The organism is Streptomyces spiralis, from assembly GCF_014654675.1.
Lineage (GTDB): Bacteria > Actinomycetota > Actinomycetes > Streptomycetales > Streptomycetaceae > Streptomyces > Streptomyces spiralis.
On sequence record NZ_BNBC01000028.1, the window covers coordinates 62417 to 79607 of the forward strand.

Annotated in this window: 14 protein-coding genes and 1 other RNA gene; 2 read left to right on the forward strand and 13 right to left on the reverse strand. The window is 71.1% G+C overall.

The features are described 5' to 3' along the window. Positions 1-13: 13 nt before the first annotated feature. From IE318_RS26475 to IE318_RS26490, 4 genes are all read right to left on the reverse strand, one after another. Entirely contained in the window at positions 14-1177 is a 1164-nt protein-coding gene (locus tag IE318_RS26475; RefSeq protein WP_189904298.1) for an acyltransferase family protein, read from the reverse strand. Beyond that, positions 1174-3345, reverse strand: coding sequence for a bifunctional polysaccharide deacetylase/glycosyltransferase family 2 protein (locus IE318_RS26480; RefSeq protein WP_229903760.1), 2172 nt, complete (start codon positions 3343-3345; stop codon positions 1174-1176). Before IE318_RS26480 ends, IE318_RS26475 begins: the two co-directional genes overlap by 4 nt. 173 nt (positions 3346-3518) lie before the next feature. Then, the gene (locus IE318_RS26485) at positions 3519-4601 is read right to left on the reverse strand and encodes a translation initiation factor IF-2 (protein WP_229903758.1); all 1083 of its coding nucleotides are present in this window, start codon (positions 4599-4601) and stop codon (positions 3519-3521) included. 137 nt (positions 4602-4738) lie between these two features. Continuing rightward, a complete protein-coding gene (locus IE318_RS26490; RefSeq protein ID WP_189904300.1) occupies positions 4739-5746 on the reverse strand; it encodes a LysR family transcriptional regulator in 1008 nt (335 codons plus the stop codon). Positions 5747-5830: 84 nt separating this feature from the next. Here IE318_RS26490 and IE318_RS26495 point away from each other — a divergent pair, with 84 nt between their 5' ends. Further along, positions 5831-7093, forward strand: a complete 1263-nt coding sequence (locus tag IE318_RS26495; RefSeq protein WP_189904302.1) for an MFS transporter — start codon at positions 5831-5833, stop codon at positions 7091-7093. A gap of 528 nt (positions 7094-7621) precedes the next feature. On the opposite strand, the gene IE318_RS26500 is transcribed toward IE318_RS26495, so the two are convergent. The 6 genes from IE318_RS26500 to ftsE all read right to left on the reverse strand — a co-directional run bounded on the left by IE318_RS26500 (position 7622) and on the right by ftsE (position 12932). Further along, positions 7622-8566, reverse strand: coding sequence for an FG-GAP repeat domain-containing protein (locus IE318_RS26500; protein ID WP_189904304.1), 945 nt, complete (start codon positions 8564-8566; stop codon positions 7622-7624). 298 nt (positions 8567-8864) lie between these two features. Then, positions 8865-9264: a transfer-messenger RNA gene (ssrA, locus tag IE318_RS26505) on the reverse strand. A 189-nt stretch (positions 9265-9453) separates the two neighbouring features. Beyond that, complete coding sequence (gene smpB / locus IE318_RS26510; protein ID WP_030167217.1) at positions 9454-9933, reverse strand: SsrA-binding protein SmpB; 480 nt, start codon at positions 9931-9933, stop codon at positions 9454-9456. Between the two features lie 96 nt (positions 9934-10029). Beyond that, positions 10030-11223: a S41 family peptidase gene (locus tag IE318_RS26515; protein ID WP_189904306.1), complete on the reverse strand. Its 1194-nt coding sequence runs from the start codon at positions 11221-11223 to the stop codon at positions 10030-10032. Between the two features lie 68 nt (positions 11224-11291). After that, positions 11292-12209, reverse strand: coding sequence for a permease-like cell division protein FtsX (gene ftsX / locus IE318_RS26520; protein WP_030167211.1), 918 nt, complete (start codon positions 12207-12209; stop codon positions 11292-11294). A 33-nt stretch (positions 12210-12242) separates the two neighbouring features. After that, the gene (gene ftsE / locus IE318_RS26525; RefSeq protein ID WP_030167209.1) at positions 12243-12932 is read right to left on the reverse strand and encodes a cell division ATP-binding protein FtsE; all 690 of its coding nucleotides are present in this window, start codon (positions 12930-12932) and stop codon (positions 12243-12245) included. A 250-nt stretch (positions 12933-13182) separates the two neighbouring features. On the opposite strand from ftsE, the gene IE318_RS26530 reads away from it, so the two are divergent. Then, positions 13183-13374, forward strand: coding sequence for a hypothetical protein (locus IE318_RS26530; RefSeq protein WP_016438128.1), 192 nt, complete (start codon positions 13183-13185; stop codon positions 13372-13374). 103 nt (positions 13375-13477) lie between these two features. Here IE318_RS26530 and IE318_RS26535 read toward each other — a convergent pair whose 3' ends face one another. The 3 genes from IE318_RS26535 to IE318_RS26545 all read right to left on the reverse strand — a co-directional run bounded on the left by IE318_RS26535 (position 13478) and on the right by IE318_RS26545 (position 17072). Continuing rightward, positions 13478-14365, reverse strand: a complete 888-nt coding sequence (locus tag IE318_RS26535; RefSeq protein ID WP_189904308.1) for a hypothetical protein — start codon at positions 14363-14365, stop codon at positions 13478-13480. A gap of 291 nt (positions 14366-14656) precedes the next feature. Further along, complete coding sequence (gene prfB / locus IE318_RS26540) at positions 14657-15772, reverse strand: peptide chain release factor 2 (protein WP_030167205.1); 1116 nt, start codon at positions 15770-15772, stop codon at positions 14657-14659. 52 nt (positions 15773-15824) lie between these two features. Next, positions 15825-17072 carry a serine/threonine-protein kinase gene (locus IE318_RS26545; RefSeq protein WP_030167204.1) on the reverse strand — a complete coding sequence of 416 codons (1248 nt, stop codon included), beginning with the start codon at positions 17070-17072 and terminating at the stop codon, positions 15825-15827. Between the last annotated feature and the right edge of the window lie 119 nt (positions 17073-17191).

The window sequence follows — 17191 nt, forward strand, 5'->3', positions numbered from 1 at the left end:
CGGCGGCGTTCGGTCACCGCTTCCCGGTCGGCCACAGCCGTGGCCTCCGTTTCGCCGCCAGGTCCTCGATCCAGCCGAAGGCGAGGATCGCGGCGGCGATCAGCGGCCACACCAGGACGAACATCCACAGGCCGTAGGTCGAGTCCAGGAACGCCGACGCGCGGTCGCCTTGCAGGAAGGGCAGGTTGTAGGCCTGGTCGAGAAGGGGGACGGTGAGGGCTATGAGCAGGTTGTGCCAGAGGTAGATCGTGACCGCACGGTTGTTGGCGAGGGTGATCAGCGGCTCCCAGCGGCGCAGCCGGGCGGGGAACCGCTGCCAGGACGGGGAGTACTGGAGCAGGATCACGACGATCGCGAAGGACCAGGTCGCCTGGGCGAGCGGGATGTCGTTCAGGTCCCAGCCGTCGGGGCCCTGGTGGCCGGACGCCCACCACAGCGCGAAGGCCATCAGCACGGACGAGACCGAGACCGCCGCGTAGCGGGGGATCCTCCGCAGCAGTCCCTCGTGGTGGGCGATGCCCAGGATCCAGCAGCCGCCGTAGACCGCGAAGTCCGTCACCGCGTCGCCCGTCTCGCCGGGGATCGTCACCAGGCCGGTGCCGACCACCGCGGTCAGGGCGAGCGGGGCGAGCAGGGTCGGCCACGGGGCCCGGCGGAACGCCCGCAGCAGCAGGGGCGACGCCACGACGAACCACAGATACGCCCGCAGGTACCACAGCGGGCCCGCCGCGTCGTCCGCCCAGGTCGCGTCCAGCAGGCCGGAGTCGGAGCCCAGGTGCTCGGGGTACGGCGGGGAGCCCACCGGGACGACGTAGGTCAGGAGCTTCACCAGGCCGGCCGCGCCGCCGATGTCGGGGTCCTTCACCGGGTTCCAGCCGGCCGCCAGCATCAGGGGCAGGAGGATCGCGCCGAACGCCCACAGCGGCGGCAGGAGCCTTCTCAGCCTGCCCTTGATCACGCTTGCCGCCGGACGGTCCAGCGAGCGTGCCATCAGGGAGCCCGCCAGCGCGAACATCACGCCCATCGACGGGAACAGCACCGTCAGCCAGGCCCAGCCGAAGAGGTGGTAAATGACCACCCGGAGCAGGGCGAGGGCGCGCAGGAGGTCCAGGTAGCGGTCCCGGCCGCCGGCCGGTTTGCGGCCGGCCGCGTTCTCCGGGGCGAGGGCCTGCGTCATGCCACCGGCCTCCGATCGGTCGTCTCGGTCGCCTCGGAGGTCGCGGTCGTCGCCTCAGAGGTCCCGAGTGCCTCGGGCATCTCGGGGGTCACCCTCACGCGCTCGCGCGGTGCCGGTCCGCCGGGTCCGCCCGGTCCACCGGGTGCCTCCACCACGCCCGTGCGGCGCAGTTTCTGCCAGCGCAGCCGGCCGCCGGTCAGCGCGGTGATCCAGGACTGGAGCAGGACGACGTACATCAGCTGGCGGTAGAGGATCTGCTGGAGCGGCAGGGAGATCAGGTGCGTCATGCGTTCGCGGTCCAGGCGGAAGGCATACGCGGCGCAGGTCGCCTGGATGGCCAGGACGCCCAGCCAGGCCAGGATCGTCTTCTGGGTCGGGCCGAAGACCACGCCGTAGAGCAGGAAGATGTCGATCAGGGGTGCGAGCAGCGGGGCCACCACCATGAACAGGGACACCAGCGGCAGGCCCACGCGGCCGAAGCGGCCGGACGGCCCGCGGTCCAGCAGGGCCCGGCGGTGTTTCCAGATCGCCTGCATGGTGCCGTAGGACCAGCGGTAGCGCTGGGACCACAACTGCTGGACCGACTCGGGTGCCTCGGTCCAGGCGCGGGCGTCCTCGGCGTACACCACCCGCCAGCCGGCGCGGTGCAGCGCCATGGTGATGTCGGTGTCCTCGGCGAGCGTGTCGTCGCTCATGCCGCCGACCTGCTTCAGTGCGGACCGCCGGAACGCCCCGACCGCGCCCGGGATCGTCGGCATGCAGCGCAGGGTGTCGTACATGCGCCGGTCGAGGTTGAAGCCCATCACGTACTCGATGTGCTGCCAGGCGCCGATCAGCGAGTTCCGGTTGCCGACCTTGGCGTTGCCGGCCACCGCACCGACCCTTGGGTCGCCGAAGGGCTGGACGAGCTCGCGGACGGTGGACGGTTCGAAGACGGTGTCGCCGTCCATCATGACGATCAGGTCGTGCGAGGCGTGCGCGATACCGCGGTTGAGGGCGGCCGGCTTGCCCGCGTTGGGCTGGCGCACCACCCGTACGCCGGGCAGGTTCAGGGCCTCGACGATGTCCGCGGTGCCGTCGGCCGAGCCGTCGTCCACCACCACGACCTCGACCGGATGCTCGCCCGCCATGAGGGAACGGACCGTGTTCTCGATGCACTTGGCCTCGTTGTACGCCGGCACCAGCACCGACACCGGCTCGGTGACCGGCTCTCCCCAGCGGAAGCCGGGGCGGCGTACCCGGCGGGCGTGCGCGCCGGAGAGCAGCAGCATCAGGGCGAAGCGGGCGATGACCAGGCCGCCGACCAGGGCCATGCAGACGCCCAGGCCGTCGGTGATGCCGTCGGCGGCCTGGACCAGGAAGATCCAGGCCTTGCCCTTCCACAGGTCGGGTCCGGTGACCGGGGTGAGCGCGCTGGGCGCGCCGAGTGCCTCGGTGAGGTTGTCGAACCGGTAGCCGCGCGCCTGGAGTTCGGGCAGGTAGCGGTCCAGGGCCTGCACGGTCTGGTGGCGGTCGCCGCCGGAGTCGTGCATCAGCACGATCGCGCCCTTGCCGCCCTTCGGGGTGGCCCGGCGGATGATCTCGTCGACGCCCGGCTTCTGCCAGTCCTCGCTGTCGGCGGTGTTGACCACGGTGATGTAGCCGCGGCTGCCGATGTACTCGGTCACCGGCCAGGACCGGTTGTCCATGGCGTCGGCGAAGGAGGAGTACGGCGGCCGGAAGAGCGAGGTCCGCACGCCGGCCGCGCCGGTGATGGCCAGTTGGTTCTGCGACAGCTCCCAGTCGATGCGCTTGTAGGACTGGTAGGAGAGGTCGGGGTGGTTGAAGGTGTGCAGGCCCACCTCGTGGCCCTCGGCCACCATGCGCCTGACCAGGTCGGGGTAGCGGGAGGTCATGGTGCCGGTGACGAAGAAGACCGCGTGGGCGTGGTGCTTCTTGAGCACGTCCAGCACCTTCGGCGTCCAGGTCGGATCGGGGCCGTCGTCGAAGGTGAGGACCAGGCGGTGGTCGGGCACGCGCAGGCTGGTCGCCTGCCCGCCGCGGGTGTCGATGACCGGGCCGCCGTCGAGGATCTTCTCCGGCACCTTGTCGGTGGCGGCCTCGGGGCGGATGCGGTGGTCGGCCAGGATCTCGCTGTGCACATAGCCGCGCAGCATCAGCATCGCCATCAGGGCGGCGAGCACGAGCGTGGGCAGCAGGTGGCGCAGGGGCAGGCGCGCGGCAGGGCGGTTGCGCGCCGCGGGACGGCGGGCGGCAGGACGGCGCCCGGCAGCGGGGCGGCGGTCGCCGGGGCGGTGATCGGCGGGGCGGCGTGCGTCGCCGCGACGGAGGCGGGCCGCCATCAGGCGAGGTTTCCCGTGGCCGCCGGGGCCGACGCACCGCCGGAGGCGCCGGAGGTCCCGGACGTTCCGGCGGGACCCGGCGCGGAGGTGGGTCCGGGTGCCGTCGTGGGGCCCGGTCCCCCGCTGGTTCCCGGTGCCGGCTCACTCGTCACGGGCACCGGGGTGCCCGGCCCCTCCGCGACCGTTCCGGAACCAGGGCCGGAGCCGCTCGTGCTCCCGCTGCCGCCTCCGCCGGAGGACGGCGACGGGTCGGGCGAGGACGCGCCGCCGGTGCCGCTGGGGCTCGGGTCGAGTGAGGTGGAGGCCGGCGGCGGGGTCGGACCGACGACGGGTCCGGTCGAACCGCCGTTGCCGGGCGGCTTGGGCCCGCCGCTCGCCGTACCGCTCGGCCCGGGAGAGGCCGAGGTTCCCGGCCGCGCACCGGCGGAGGACTGGGGCGCCGTGGCACCGGGGCCCGCGGACGGCTTGCCGGAGCCGGAGGCCGAGGCGGAGATCCCCGGTACGTTCGGCACCCCCGATGCGCCCGGCACTCCTGGTACGGCGACGCCGTCTCCCGTGCCGGGCGGTCGTGCCGGGTCCGAGGGCACCGGGGAGGTGTCGACCTTGCCGGCCGGCCGGTCGTCGGCCTGTCCGGGCACCGGCAACCAGGGTGCGTCGGAGTTGCCCGAGAGGAGGGTGACGACGATGACGACGGCGTAGACCGCGCAGGCGAGCCCCACCGCCATGCCGAACCGGCGGAAGCGCCGGCTGCGGCGGCCGGAGGCGTCGACGAAGACGGGTCCCTCGGAGCCGCCGCCCTCGCGGCCGTCCGGGTCCGGGGAGCCGGTGTCGTCCGGGCTGCCCTCGACACGGTCGAGGCGGACGGTCAGTTCGCCCGGATCGGAGCCGTCGCGTCCGGGCTCCTCCCACGGGTCCTCGACCCGCAGCGCACGGCCGGTGCCGGTCTCCGGGAACGTCTGGGCGTCCTCGCCGACGTCGCCGTCACCGTCGCCGTCGCCCTCGGCGGCGGGCACCGCTCCGGTCGCGGACGCGGCCGCGGGCCATTCGGGTTGGGCCTCTTCCGGCCCTTTGTTCACGCGCACGTAGCTTCCCCCACGGGAGTGTTCCGGGTGCGCGTACGACTCCGAGCCCCACGCCGCCGGAACAGGCCCCCACCTGCCCGAGCGCCCCCGTTGTCCCACCGTGCTCGGCGGTCACGAACTTACGCCTGCAAAGGTGGTCAGGAATCGTGAAGATCAATGGTGAACGGAATTGACCGATTCGCCGCTGATTCGTCGATGGCTGGAATCCATCCTGTTTCGGGTCGCAGGAACCAGCCTTCACGTGCCGCCACTTCCGCCGCCGCGCGCCGCAGGGCGTCGAACGCAGGATGCACCAGCCCCCTACGCCACACGAGTGACACCGGCGACAGCGGAACCGGGTCGACGAGCGGCCGTACGACGGTCCGGGGCAGGGGCGGGAAGCCGACCACCGCGAGCACCGGGTGACCGGTCTTGGCCATCAGCCGCTCGAACTCCTCGACCCCGACGGCCAGCGGAGCCGGTGGCGCGACCGCGATGCCCCGGCCGTCGAACAGGCGGTGCGCGAGGTCGGTCCACTCCGGGGTGCGCGGGTTCCCGGCGCCGGCGTACACGGTCTCGCCCTCCAGCGCGGCCAGCGGCACCTGGGGCAGCGGGGCCAGCGGGTGGCCCTCGGGCAGGACGACCGCCATCGGCTCGTACCGCACGAACTGGTGGTCCAGCATGGCCCGCAGCGCCGGGTCCAGGCCCGCGTACCGACCGAACGAGGCGTCCAGGCGGCCCGCCAGCAACTCGGCCGCCGCGCCCGTCAGACCGCTCTCGAAACGGGCCATGATCTCGTGTTCCGGGGCGAGTTCGCGGGCCCGGTACAGCACGCGGCGGCCGGTGGCCAGGCCCGGCGAGTTCAGGTCGACGAGCAGCGGGCGGGCCTGTCCGAAGGCGGCCAGCAACTCGTCCTGGGCGTCCAGCACCCGGCGTGCGTACGGCACCAGCCGCTCGCCGTCGGCGGTCAGGGTCACCAGCCGGGTCGTCCGCACGAACAGCTCGGCGCCCAACTCCCGCTCCAGTCGCCGTACATCGCGGCTGAGCGCCTGCTGGGCCACGTACAGCCGCGCCGCGGCGCGCGTGAAGTGCAGTTCCTCGGCGACGGCGAGGAAGGCGCGGAGCAGGCGGGGGTCCAGGGGGCGGCGGCCGGGCAGGTCGGGCATGCGGTGAACTTACAACGTGAGTGCGTGAATCGGCACCGACAAGGTGTTGGACCAGGTGATCCACTACGCGCGACGGTGGTGGACATGCCACCGACGAACGCCGAAGCGACCCCCGGAACGCCCACCGGAACGACCGACCGAGCCGTACCCACCGCGACCGCTCCGGCGACGGGCAACCCCTACCGCCGTCTCTTCGCCCTCCCCGGCGCCCGCGCCTTCACCGCCGGGAACCTCATCGCCCGGCTGCCCTCGGGCATGTTCGGCGTGAGCGCGGTCGTCATGATCGCCGGGGCCCGCGGCTCGTACGCCCTCGCCGGCGCCGTGACCGCCACCGGCCTGGCGGCGACCGCGGTGACCGCGCCCTGGATCGCACGGCTGGTCGACCGCCACGGCCAGGCGCGCATCGCCGTGCCCGCCACCGTCTGCGCGGTGCTGGGCAGCCTGGCCCTGGTGCTGTGCGTGCACTACGACGCCCCGGACTGGACCCTCTTCGCCGCCTACGCCGCCACCGCGACCACCCCCAACACCGGCGGAATGTCCCGCGCCCGCTGGGCCCACCTGCTCAAGGGCGATCCCGAGGCCCTGCACACCGCGAACTCCTTCGAGCAGGCGGCCGACGAGCTGTGCTACATGCTCGGCCCGGTCCTCGCGGCCTTCCTGTGCGGCACGGTCTTCCCGGAGGCCGGGACGCTGACCGGGGCGGCGCTGCTGCTCACGGGCATCCTGCTGTTCGCCGCCCAGCGCTCGACGGAGCCACCGCCCCGGCCGCTGTCGTCCCGGGCGAAGGCACCCCTGCGCGCCCCGGGCATGCCGGCGCAGCTCGCGGTCTGTCTCGCCATGGGGGCCGTGTTCGGGGCCATGGAGGTGGTCACGGTGGCGTTCGCGGACGCCCAGGGGCACCGGTCGGTGGCGGGCGTGGCGCTCGGGTTGCAGGCGGCCGGGTCGTGCGTGGCGGGTCTGGTGTTCGGGCTGCTGCGGCCGGCGGGACCGGCCGACCGGCGGCTGCGGTGGTGCGTGGCGGCGATGACGGTTCTCATGACGCTGCCCCTGCTGGCCGCCGCTCTGACCGGCTCCCTCCTGCTGCTGTCGGGGGCACTGCTCGTGGCCGGTACGGCGACGGCGCCCACCATGGTCACCAACATGACCCTGGTCCAGCAGCGCACCCCCGAGGGCCGCCTCAACGAGGGCATGACCCTCGCGGTGACCGGCCTCCTCGGCGGCATCGGCTGCGGCAGCGCGGCCGGCGGCTGGGCGGTGGAGCACCTGTCCCCGACGGCGGCCTACGGGGTGCCGGTCACGGCCGCGGCGGTGGCGCTGCTGATCTCCCTCGTCCGACGGACCGGGTGACCCGGCGGTCTTGCGTTCGCCCGCGCCGAAGGATGCCGAGCACGTGCCCGGTGTGGTTCGATGAGAGGGAGGCCCCCGCCCGGACCGGCATCCAAGCGGGGACCCCTTTTCACCGGAAGGCGGTTACCGACCGGGAGCCCTCACTAGTTCTGAGGACTGCCGGTCACCGCCCGACGAGCCACCTCCCGAACTCCCGGATCACCGCGGCGATCCGCTTGTACAGGGGCTTCTTCTTCGGCTTTTCCTTCCGGTGGCACCCCATCGGCGCCCTCCTTCCAGACGAGGCAGCCAAGATCCCGGTGACTGCCGCCTTCAGGCTCGGGCCGGGCCCCGAAGGCGTGGGGCCCGGAACGTCCTTGGAAGGAGGGCGCGTTCAGTGCGCCCGCAGATCGTATCGCCCTGTTCCGCTACGAGTTGGCCTACATCACCCGTCGCAGACATGCGCAACATGGGCCGCTGCACGCGGAACGGGCCGCTCCTGGAGGGAGCGGCCCGTTGCGGTGCCTTCGGGGAAGGCGGGGGTTCGGGTCAGAACAGCAGGCGGTAGGTGTTCCAGCCGCTGGTGCCGATCTTCACCCGGGACGCGAACGGGGCGGACGCCTTGCCCGTGCCCTTGTACAGGTACAGGGCGCCGGTGGAGTCGCGGCCGACCAGGTCGGTGATCCCGTCGAGGTTGATGTCGCCCACGGAGACGATCTTGTTGTAGGTGTTCCAGCCGGCACCGATGCGGGTGCGGGCGGCGAAGGGCGCGTTGGAGTCGCCGGTGCCCTTGTAGAGCCACAGCACGCCCGAGCTGTCCTTGGCGACGATGTCGTCCTTGCCGTCACCGGTGAGGTCGCCCTTGCCGGTGAGGTCGGTGTAGATGTTCCAGCCGCTACCGACCTTGCGGCGCTGGGTCAGCTTGCCGTCGCCGTAGCTGAGGTAGAGCCACAGCACGCCGGAGCCGTCCCGGGCGATCAGGTCGTCGGCGGAGGCACCACCGAGGTTCCCGGCCGAGAGCACGCGGTTGTAGATGTTCCAGCCGCTGCCGATGAGCAGGGGGTCCGTGTCCCACTTGGTGTAGTACAGCTGGCTGCCGTAGACGTCCCAGAGGCCGTCCGAGTGGCCGTCGGCGTTCTGGTCGACCTGGGTGATGAAGCGGGAGTCCTGCCAGCCGTCACCGACATACTCGCGGGAGCCGAGGCCGCCCGAGCCGTTGGGCGCGTAGCCGTAGATGGTGCCGCTGCTGTTCACGCCGTACAGCGCGTTCACCTGGGTGCCGCCGGTCGCGGTGCTCGCGGTGTACTTCGAGACGGACGGCTTGGCGTTCACGGAGACCTGCGCCGCGGTACGGGCGGGTGCGTCCGCCGCGCCGGCGGCGCTGGTACCGGCCGCCACCAGTGCGGCGGTGAGCGCCGCGACGGTGCCGCGCGCCACCGCGCGGCGGGCGTTCAGGCCGGAGCTTTTGACCACGAGGGTCCTCCAGTTGGTCATGAGGAAGGGTTCGACCGCCGGTCCGGCCCGATGGCGCACACCGGTGCCGCCGGCGGGACCCAGGGGTACTCCATGATCCTTACACGTGTCTTTTACATGTCAACGGTTTTTCCTCATGGCACGAAAGCGGGACAGAAGCGGGACAGAAGCGGGACGCAAGTGCAACACGAGGCGTACAACCTTTTCGGCGCGGCCGGTGACGGGTCCCGGGAACGACGAAGGCCCCGCCGCTCGGAAGCGACGGGGCCTTGCCCACATGGGGTGCGGGGTCCGGGGGCCAAGGCCCCCGGCTCCAGCTGGGTGGAGATGGCGGGAATCGAACCCGCGTCCAACGGTGCGGAACCAGGGCTTCTCCGTGTGCAGTCCGCTTCGATTTTCTCGGCCCCGGAGATCACGCGGACAAGTCTCCGACGGGCTCAGTCACTGTGTGGTTTCCCTCTTCACCCCGTGACCGGGATCAAGGTTTAGTCCCCTAGCTGATGCCAGGATCCGGGTCGGGAACAGCCCCGGGCTGACACTCCCTTAGTAGGAGGCTCGCTCTGCTACCTGAGATCAGGCAGCGAGGGCGAAGGCCTGCTGGGAGGAATCGCGCTTGGTGTTGGCGATTATTTTTTTCGGCCTGTGGTTTACGAGATCATGGCCGCTTCCTCGACACGCTTCCCCTGCTTCGACAGCCGCTGTCGAAACCGATCATCCCCATGTTGATTTCTCAAGGTGCGCACCTGCCGTGAGGTGCAGGTGCCATGGTACGGAACAACGCCCGTCGACGCCACCGTATTCCCGCCGGTCACCCGGCCGTCGTACGGCGTTCGTACCAGGTCCAACGCGACCCGGCACCGGAACATTCCCGACCCGGCTACCGCCCCGGCTCCCGGTTCGGTCCCGGCTCAGGCGCGCTGCCTGCGGCGCACCGCCGACATCGCGCGGTCCGCCTCGCGCCGGTCCTGCTTCTCGCGCAGGGTCTGGCGCTTGTCGTACTCCTTCTTGCCCTTCGCCAGGGCGATCTCGATCTTGGCGCGGCCGTCCTTGAAGTACAGGGCGAGGGGCACGATCGTGTGACCCGTCTCCTGGGACTTCGACTCCAGCTTCTCGATCTCCACCCGGTGCAGCAGCAGCTTCCGCTTGCGGCGGGCGGTGTGGTTGGTCCAGGTGCCCTGGCTGTACTCGGGCACGTGCACGTTGTACAGCCACGCTTCGTGAGCGTCCAGTTGCACGAAGCCGTCGACCAGCGAGGCCCGCCCCTGGCGCAGCGACTTCACCTCGGTGCCGGTGAGGACCAGGCCGGCCTCGTAGGTGTCGAGGATGTGGTAGTCGTGCCGCGCCTTCTTGTTCTGCGCGATCAGCTTGCGCCCTTTTTCCTTAGCCATAGTGCCCACCATTTTCGCACTACGGAGGGGTCGCGGGGAAAGATTATCGGGGGCGTGCGTCGGCGGGCACCGCGTACGCGGTCGGAGCCCCCACGGTCACGAGGCGTCGTCGCCCAGGCCCGTGAGGACCGTACGCGCCCGTCCCAGGGCGTCACTGCCCGCGTCCAGGTCCGGAGTGATGCCGTGACCGTCCACGCTGCGGCCCGACGGGGTGCGGTAGTGCCCGACCGTGAGTTCGGCGACGGAGCCGTCGGGCAGCCGGCTCGGCATCTGCACGGAGCCCTTGCCGAAGGTGCGGGAGCCCACCACCACCGCGCGGCCGCGGTCCTGAAGGGCGCCGGTGAGCAGCTCCGCCGCGCTCATCGTGCCGCCGTCGACGAGCGCGACCAAAGGCCTTCCGGTGTCGCCGCCGGGGCCGGCGTGCAGGGCGCGCTGCGTGCCGTCGACGTCGTAGGTGGCGACCAGGCCGCCGTCGAGGAAGGCGGAGGCGGTGGTGACGGCCTCGGTGACCAGGCCGCCGGAGTTGCCCCGCAGGTCCAGGATGATCCCGGTGCCCGAGGGCGACCGCCGTACCGCCGTACGGACCTTCTCGCCCACGCCCTTGGTGAACGCGGTGATCTTGATGACGGTCACCCCGTCGGCCAGACGCCGCTCGGTGACCGGGTCCGTCGAGAGACGGGCGCGGCGCACGGTCTGCGTCCACACGCGCGTGCCGCGCTGGAGGCCCAGGGTGACGGCCGTGCCCGCGGGGGCGTCCTCGGCGTCGCCGCGCAGTAAGGAGACGACCTGCGTGACGGGCAGCCCGTCCACCTTCTCGCCGTCCACGCTGCGCAACCGGTCGCCCTGGTGGATCCCGGCGTCGGCCGCGGGCGAGCCGGGCTGCACCTTGGAGACGTCGATACGGCCGTCCCGCTCGCGCCGCGCCGACAGGCCGACGCCGGTGTACTGGCCGTCCAGGGCTTCCTGGAACTCCTCGTAGTCGCCCTGGGAGTAGACGGCGCCCCAGCGGTCGCCGCTGCGGCTGACGGCCCGTTCGGCGGCCTCCATGGGGGACTTTCCGGCGGCCATGGCCTCCTCGGCCGCCTTTGTCACCTGTTCGTGGTGGCCGGCGGGTTCGAGCTCGGTCGAACCGGCCGCCTGCGCGGAGGACTTCCGTCCGGCGCCGTCCGGCACGGAGCCGGGCAGGGAGCCGGTCGCCGCGCCGGCCACGAGCACGCCCGCGAAGACCAATGTCAGGGTGGCCCCGGCGCGGTTGCGGCGGGGCTGACAGAACGGGTCACGACCTGACATGGCGGTGAGTCTAGGACAACGCCTCACAGCCGTACGTCCGCTTGGCCGTACGGCCCTGTTGGCGTGTGTCACACCTTCAGATACTTGCGCAACGCGAAGAACGCGGCGAGCGCGGGCATCAGCAGGCTCGTCGCGAGGATGAGCGGCAGCTTGGTCAGCACGGCGTCCCAGCCGATGAAGTTGATCAGCGTGAGCTTGTGCGCCAGGTCGAGACCGTGGTCGATGATGAAGTACCGCGCGGTCACCAGGAATCCGCACGCCACCGTGCCGCCGATCAGTCCGGCGACGGCGGCCTCCATGATGAACGGCGCCTGGATGTAGAAGCCGGAGGCGCCCACGAGCCGCATGATCCCGGTCTCCCGGCGCCGGCTGAACGCCGAGACCCGCACCGTGTTCACGATCAGCATCAGCGCCACCACCAGCATCATCGCCATCACCGCGCGCGCGGCCCAGTTCATGCCGTTCAACAGCCCGAAGAGGTTGTCCAGGATGCCCTTCTGGTCCTGGACCGACTGGACGCCGTCGCGTCCGTTGAAGGCGCTGGCGATGACCTTGTACTGCTCGGGGTTCTTCAGCTTGATCCGGTACGACTCCTGCATCTGGTCGGGCGTGAGGGAGCCGGCCAGCGGGGAGTCGCCGAACTGCTCCTTGTAGTGCTTGTACGCCTCGTCCTGGGACTCGTAGGTGACCGTCTCGACCACCGACATCTTCTTCAGGTCGGCGAGGATCGCCTTCTTCTGGTCCTCGGTGACGGCGCCCTTGGCGCAGTTGGGGTCGTTCTCGGCGTCGCTCTTGTTGCAGAGGAAGATCGAGACGTTGACCTTGTCGTACCAGTAGCCCTTCATCTTGGTGACCTGGTCGCTCATCAGGAGCGACCCGCCGAACAGGGCGAGCGACAGGGCGACGGAGACGACGACCGCGAAGGTCATCGTCAGGTTGCGGCGGAGACCGACACCGATCTCCGACAGGACGAACTGGGCGCGCATGGCGTCTGGTCAAGCCTTTCCGACGTGGACTCTTCAGTGCTGGTAGCCGTAGACGCCGCGCGCCTGGTCGCGGACGAGGCGGCCCTTCTCCAGCTCGATGACGCGCTTGCGCATCTGGTCCACGATGTTCTGGTCGTGGGTCGCCATCACCACGGTCGTGCCCGTCCGGTTGATGCGGTCGAGCAGCTTCATGATGCCGACGGAGGTCTGCGGGTCGAGGTTGCCGGTGGGCTCGTCGCAGATGAGCAGCTTGGGCCGGTTGACGAAGGCCCGCGCGATGGCCACGCGCTGCTGCTCACCACCGGAGAGCTCGCCCGGCATACGGTCCTCCTTGCCGCCGAGCCCGACGAGATCGAGCACCTGCGGCACCGACTTGCGGATCTCACCGCGCGACTTGCCGATCACCTCCTGCGCGAAGGCCACGTTCTCGGCGACCGTCTTGTTCGGCAGGAGGCGGAAGTCCTGGAACACCGTCCCCAACTGGCGGCGGATCTGCGGCACCTTCCAGTTGGAGACGCGCGCGAGGTCCTTGCCGAGGACGTGCACCTGGCCGTGGCTGCACCGCTCCTCGCGGAGGATCAGCCGCAGGAAGGTGGACTTTCCGGAGCCGGAGGACCCCACCAGGAACACGAACTCGCCCTTCTCTACCTCCAGGGAGACATCCCTGAGGGCGGGGCGGGTCTGCTTGGGGTAGACCTTGGAGACATTGTCGAATCGGATCACGGATGCACCACGGGTCGCCGGGGGTAGATGAGCGTGACCATACGCGAGTCGGGTGCGCGAGCGCAGTCGCCGGTCTGGGTTGCGGGCCAGTTGTACGTTTTGTCTGCGCTTCGGCGGGGCAGGAACGGGGGCTTCAGGGGGACCTGAGGGGAGCCCGAGCTGAAATCCGGGGAACCTGGCATTGTGGTGAGGGGAACGTTCGCGTGTCCGCGGGCGTTGTAGAGGTAACCGGTGCAAGGAGGGCGAGCGCATGACGTACGACCGGCTGGTGTGCGCGAACTGCGCGGCGCCCGTGAGCGAGGGCCGGTGCCCCGTGTGCCGTGCGAACCGCGAGCGGCTGCAGCAGGAGAACTTCTTCGCGGGGCTGAACCCGATGGCGCTGATCGCGCTGCTGGCGGTGCTGATCGCCGCGGTGGCGCTGCTGGCGCACCAGACGGCTTAAGCCGGCCGCGAGGCGTATCGGACCACGCGAAGGGCCCGGAGCGACAGGCTCCGGGCCCTTCGGCGTCATATGCCGGGTACGCCCCGTGGACGTGCGGCTACGCTCAGGCTGCGGCTCCGCCGCGGCCCGACACCAGGCGCGGCAGGATACGGAAGCCGACACCGCCGGCGATCATCGTCGCGGCACCGATCAGCAGGAACGCGGTCTGCCCGGCACCCGTCTCGGCGAGCTCCTTGCCGTTGCCCTGCGGCGCGGTGTTGGCCGGGGTGGTGGAACCGGTGTCGGTCAGGGCCGAGGAGCCCTGGTCCTGCGGGGCGGGGGTGTTGCCGTCGGGGGTGGTGCCGGTGTCGCTTCCGTCTTCGCCCTGGTCGCCGGTGGCGCCCTCGGAAGTGCCCTGCGCGGTGCCCTGGGACGTGCCTTCCGACGTGCCCTGGGACGTGCCTTCCGACGTGCCCTGGGACGTGCCTTCCGACGTGCCCTGGGACGTGCCTTCCGACGTGCCCTGGGACGTGCCCTGCGAGGTCCCCTGGGACGTGCCTTCCGACGTGCCCTGCGAAGTGCCCTGGGACGTGCCCTGCGAGGTCCCCTGCGACGTGCCCTGGGACGTGCCCTGCGAGGTCCCCTGCGACGTGCCCTGGGACGTGCCTTCCGAGGTCCCCTGGGACGTGCCCTGGGACGTGCCCTGCGAGGTCCCCTGGGACGTGCCCTCGGTCACACCGAGCGACGCGCCTTCACTGGTGCCCTGGCTCGTGCCTTCACTGGTGCCCTGGCTCGTGCCCTCGCTGGTTCCTTCGCTGGTGCCCTGGCTCGTGCCCTCGCTGTTGCCGCCCGAGTCGTCACCGCTGCCCGTGCTCACGCCCAGCGAGACCGGACCGACCTGAACATTCGCATCCAGCGCGGACGCCGCGCCCGCGGCGGTCAGCGAGGCGCCGGCCGCGATCACGGCGCCGGCGGCTATCCGCGCGACCCGGATCCGCGTCTTCTTCGTCATATGGTTGCTACCCCCAGTAGCCGAATCGTCTGTGAGGCCGCGCTCGGGGCAGTGATCGACGGAGGTAGCTGAACGATGAAGCCCCCCGGTTCACATGCGCCCCAGAGATGCGCATGCCGCGCTTTACCATTCCCATAATTCAAAGCAACGTCAAGGCCGTTGCGTACGTGATGTCCGGGTACGCGCTCTATGCGAGGCGAAGAGCAATGTGAGCGTGATGCAAAACCCGGACTTCCGGGAACGAAAAAGGCAACTGCCGCCCCGGAGGCGGCAGTTGCCTTGTCGACTAAGTTACTTCGCAGCCTGCTCCTGCTGCTTGCGCCAGCGAATTCCGGCCTCCAGGAACCCGTCGATCTCGCCGTTGAACACGGCCTCCGGGTTGCCGACCTCGAACTCGGTGCGCAGGTCCTTGACCATCTGGTACGGGTGCAGGACGTAGGAGCGCATCTGGTTGCCCCAGGAGTTTCCGCCCTCGCCCTTGAGGGCGTCCATCTTGGCCTGCTCCTCCTGACGGCGCCGCTCCAGCAGCTTGGCCTGGAGGACGTTCATCGCCGTGGCCTTGTTCTGGATCTGGGAGCGCTCGTTCTGGCAGGAGACGACGATGCCGCTGGGCAGGTGGGTGATGCGGACCGCGGAGTCGGTCGTGTTCACGCCCTGGCCGCCGGGGCCCGAGGACCGGTAGACGTCGATGCGCAGCTCGGACTCGTCGATCTCGACGTGGTCGGACTGCTCGACGACCGGGAGGATCTCCACACCGGCGAAGGAGGTCTGCCGCCGCCCCTGGTTGTCGAAGGGCGAGATGCGGACGAGCCGGTGGGTGCCCTGCTCGACGGAGAGGGTGCCGTAGGCGTAGGGCACCTGCACCGCGAAGGTGGTCGACTTGATGCCGGCCTCTTCCGCGTACGACGTCTCGTAGACCTCGGTCTTGTAGCCGTGCTGCTCGGCCCAGCGCAGGTACATGCGCTGCAGCCGCTCGGCGAAGTCGGCGGCGTCCACGCCACCGGCCTCGGCGCGGATGTTGACGAGGGCCTCGCGCGCGTCGTACTCGCCCGAGAGGAGGGTGCGGACCTCCATCTCGTCCAGCGCCTTCCTGACCGCGGTCAGCTCGGCCTCGGCCTCGGCGCGGGTGTCCGAGTCGTCCTCGGCCTCGGCGAGCTCGAACAGCACGGCGAGATCATCGATCCGTCCGCGCAGCGCCTCCGCCTTCCTGACCTCGGCCTGGAGGTGGGACAGCTTGCTGGTGATCTTCTGCGCCTCGTCCGGGTTGTCCCACAGGGACGGCGCGGCCGCCTGCTCCTCGAGCACGGCGATGTCTGCCCTCATCTTGTCGAGGTCCAGAACGGCCTCGATCGACTCCATGGTCGAGGAGAGGGACTTGAGCTCTTCGGATACATCGACGACTGCCACGCATCCAGCGTAACGGCTCCGCCAAGCGTGGATGGCCGAGCGGTGACGGCCGTCACGGCGTGGAGGGCGCCGAGTGCCGCGTGTCCTGAGGCTCGCTCGCCGGGGCGTCGCCGGACGTTGCCCACCAGGCACCGGCGCCGACGGCCGCGACGAGCACCAGACCCGCCACGCTCAGCGTGATCCGCCGCCGGCGGGCCGCGGCGCGGTTGCGGGCGGATCCGGGGCGGGGCGCGCCGGGCGTACGCGGAGCGCGCGCCGTGCCGTGCGCGCCGCCGGCCAGCTCGTCCGGGGCGGGGACCCGCATCGAGGTGTGCGTGTCCCGGTTGGAGTCCGGCCTGGCGCCGGGCACCAGGGGCACCGCTCCCCGGCGTGGCGCGCCGTCCCCGCCGGGCGCCGGGGTCCGCTCGGGCAGCTCCTCCCGCGGCTCCTGGGCCGGGTCGGTGTCGTCCGGTTCGTCCACGTCCAGGGGCGGCATGCCGGTGAGCATCGGCAGCAGCTCCCTCAGCCGCGCCGCCAGCTCGGAGGCGCGCAGCCGGGACGCCGGTGCCTTGGCCAGGCACTGCACGATCAGCTGCCACAGCTCGTCGGGGATGCCGGGCAGCGGGACCACCGTCTCCGTGACGTGCCGGCGCAGCACCGCGCCGGGGTGCCCGCCGCCGAACGGGGTGAACCCGGCCAGCAGCTCGTACAGCACGGTGGCCAGGGCGTAGATGTCCACCGCCGCCCGCGGGGGCAGGCCCTCCACGATCTCCGGGGCCAGATAGTCCGGGGTGCCGATGATCTTCGTGGCGCGGGTCCGCTTCGGAGAGTCGATGAGTTTGGCCACACCGAAGTCCGTCAGCAGCGCCGGGTGGGCCCCGCCCGGGCCGAGCGGGCCCTGCATGTCCAGCAGCACGTTCTCCGGCTTGACGTCCCGGTGCACGACTCCGGCCGCGTGCGCCGCGGCCAGCCCGTCCGCCACGTCGGCCACGATGGCCACCGCCGCCTCGGGCGCCAGCCGCCGCTCCCGCTCCAGGCGGGTGCGCAGGTCCGTGCCGCGGACCAGGTCCATGACCAGGGCGAGGTCGTTGCCGTCGACGACCAGGTCCCGTACGGAGACGACGTTCGGGTGCTCCAGGCCCAGCAGCGCGGTCCGCTCCTGCACGAAGCGGCCCACGAGCTCCTGGTCGGACGCCAGGTCCTCGCGCAGCAGCTTGATCGCGACGGGCCCGTCCGGCCCCTCGCCGAGCCACACCGTGCCGGCGCTGCCCCGCCCCAGGATCTGGTTCGCGGTGTACCGGCTGCCGATCTTCCGTGCCAAGACTGCTCCTACAGACGCGTGTTGTCGCCAAAACTACGCGTCCGCGGAGCCAACCTTCACCGCGGAGACGGAAATCACCCGCCCGGTGTCGACAAATCTCCAGACTCACGTGCCGCGGC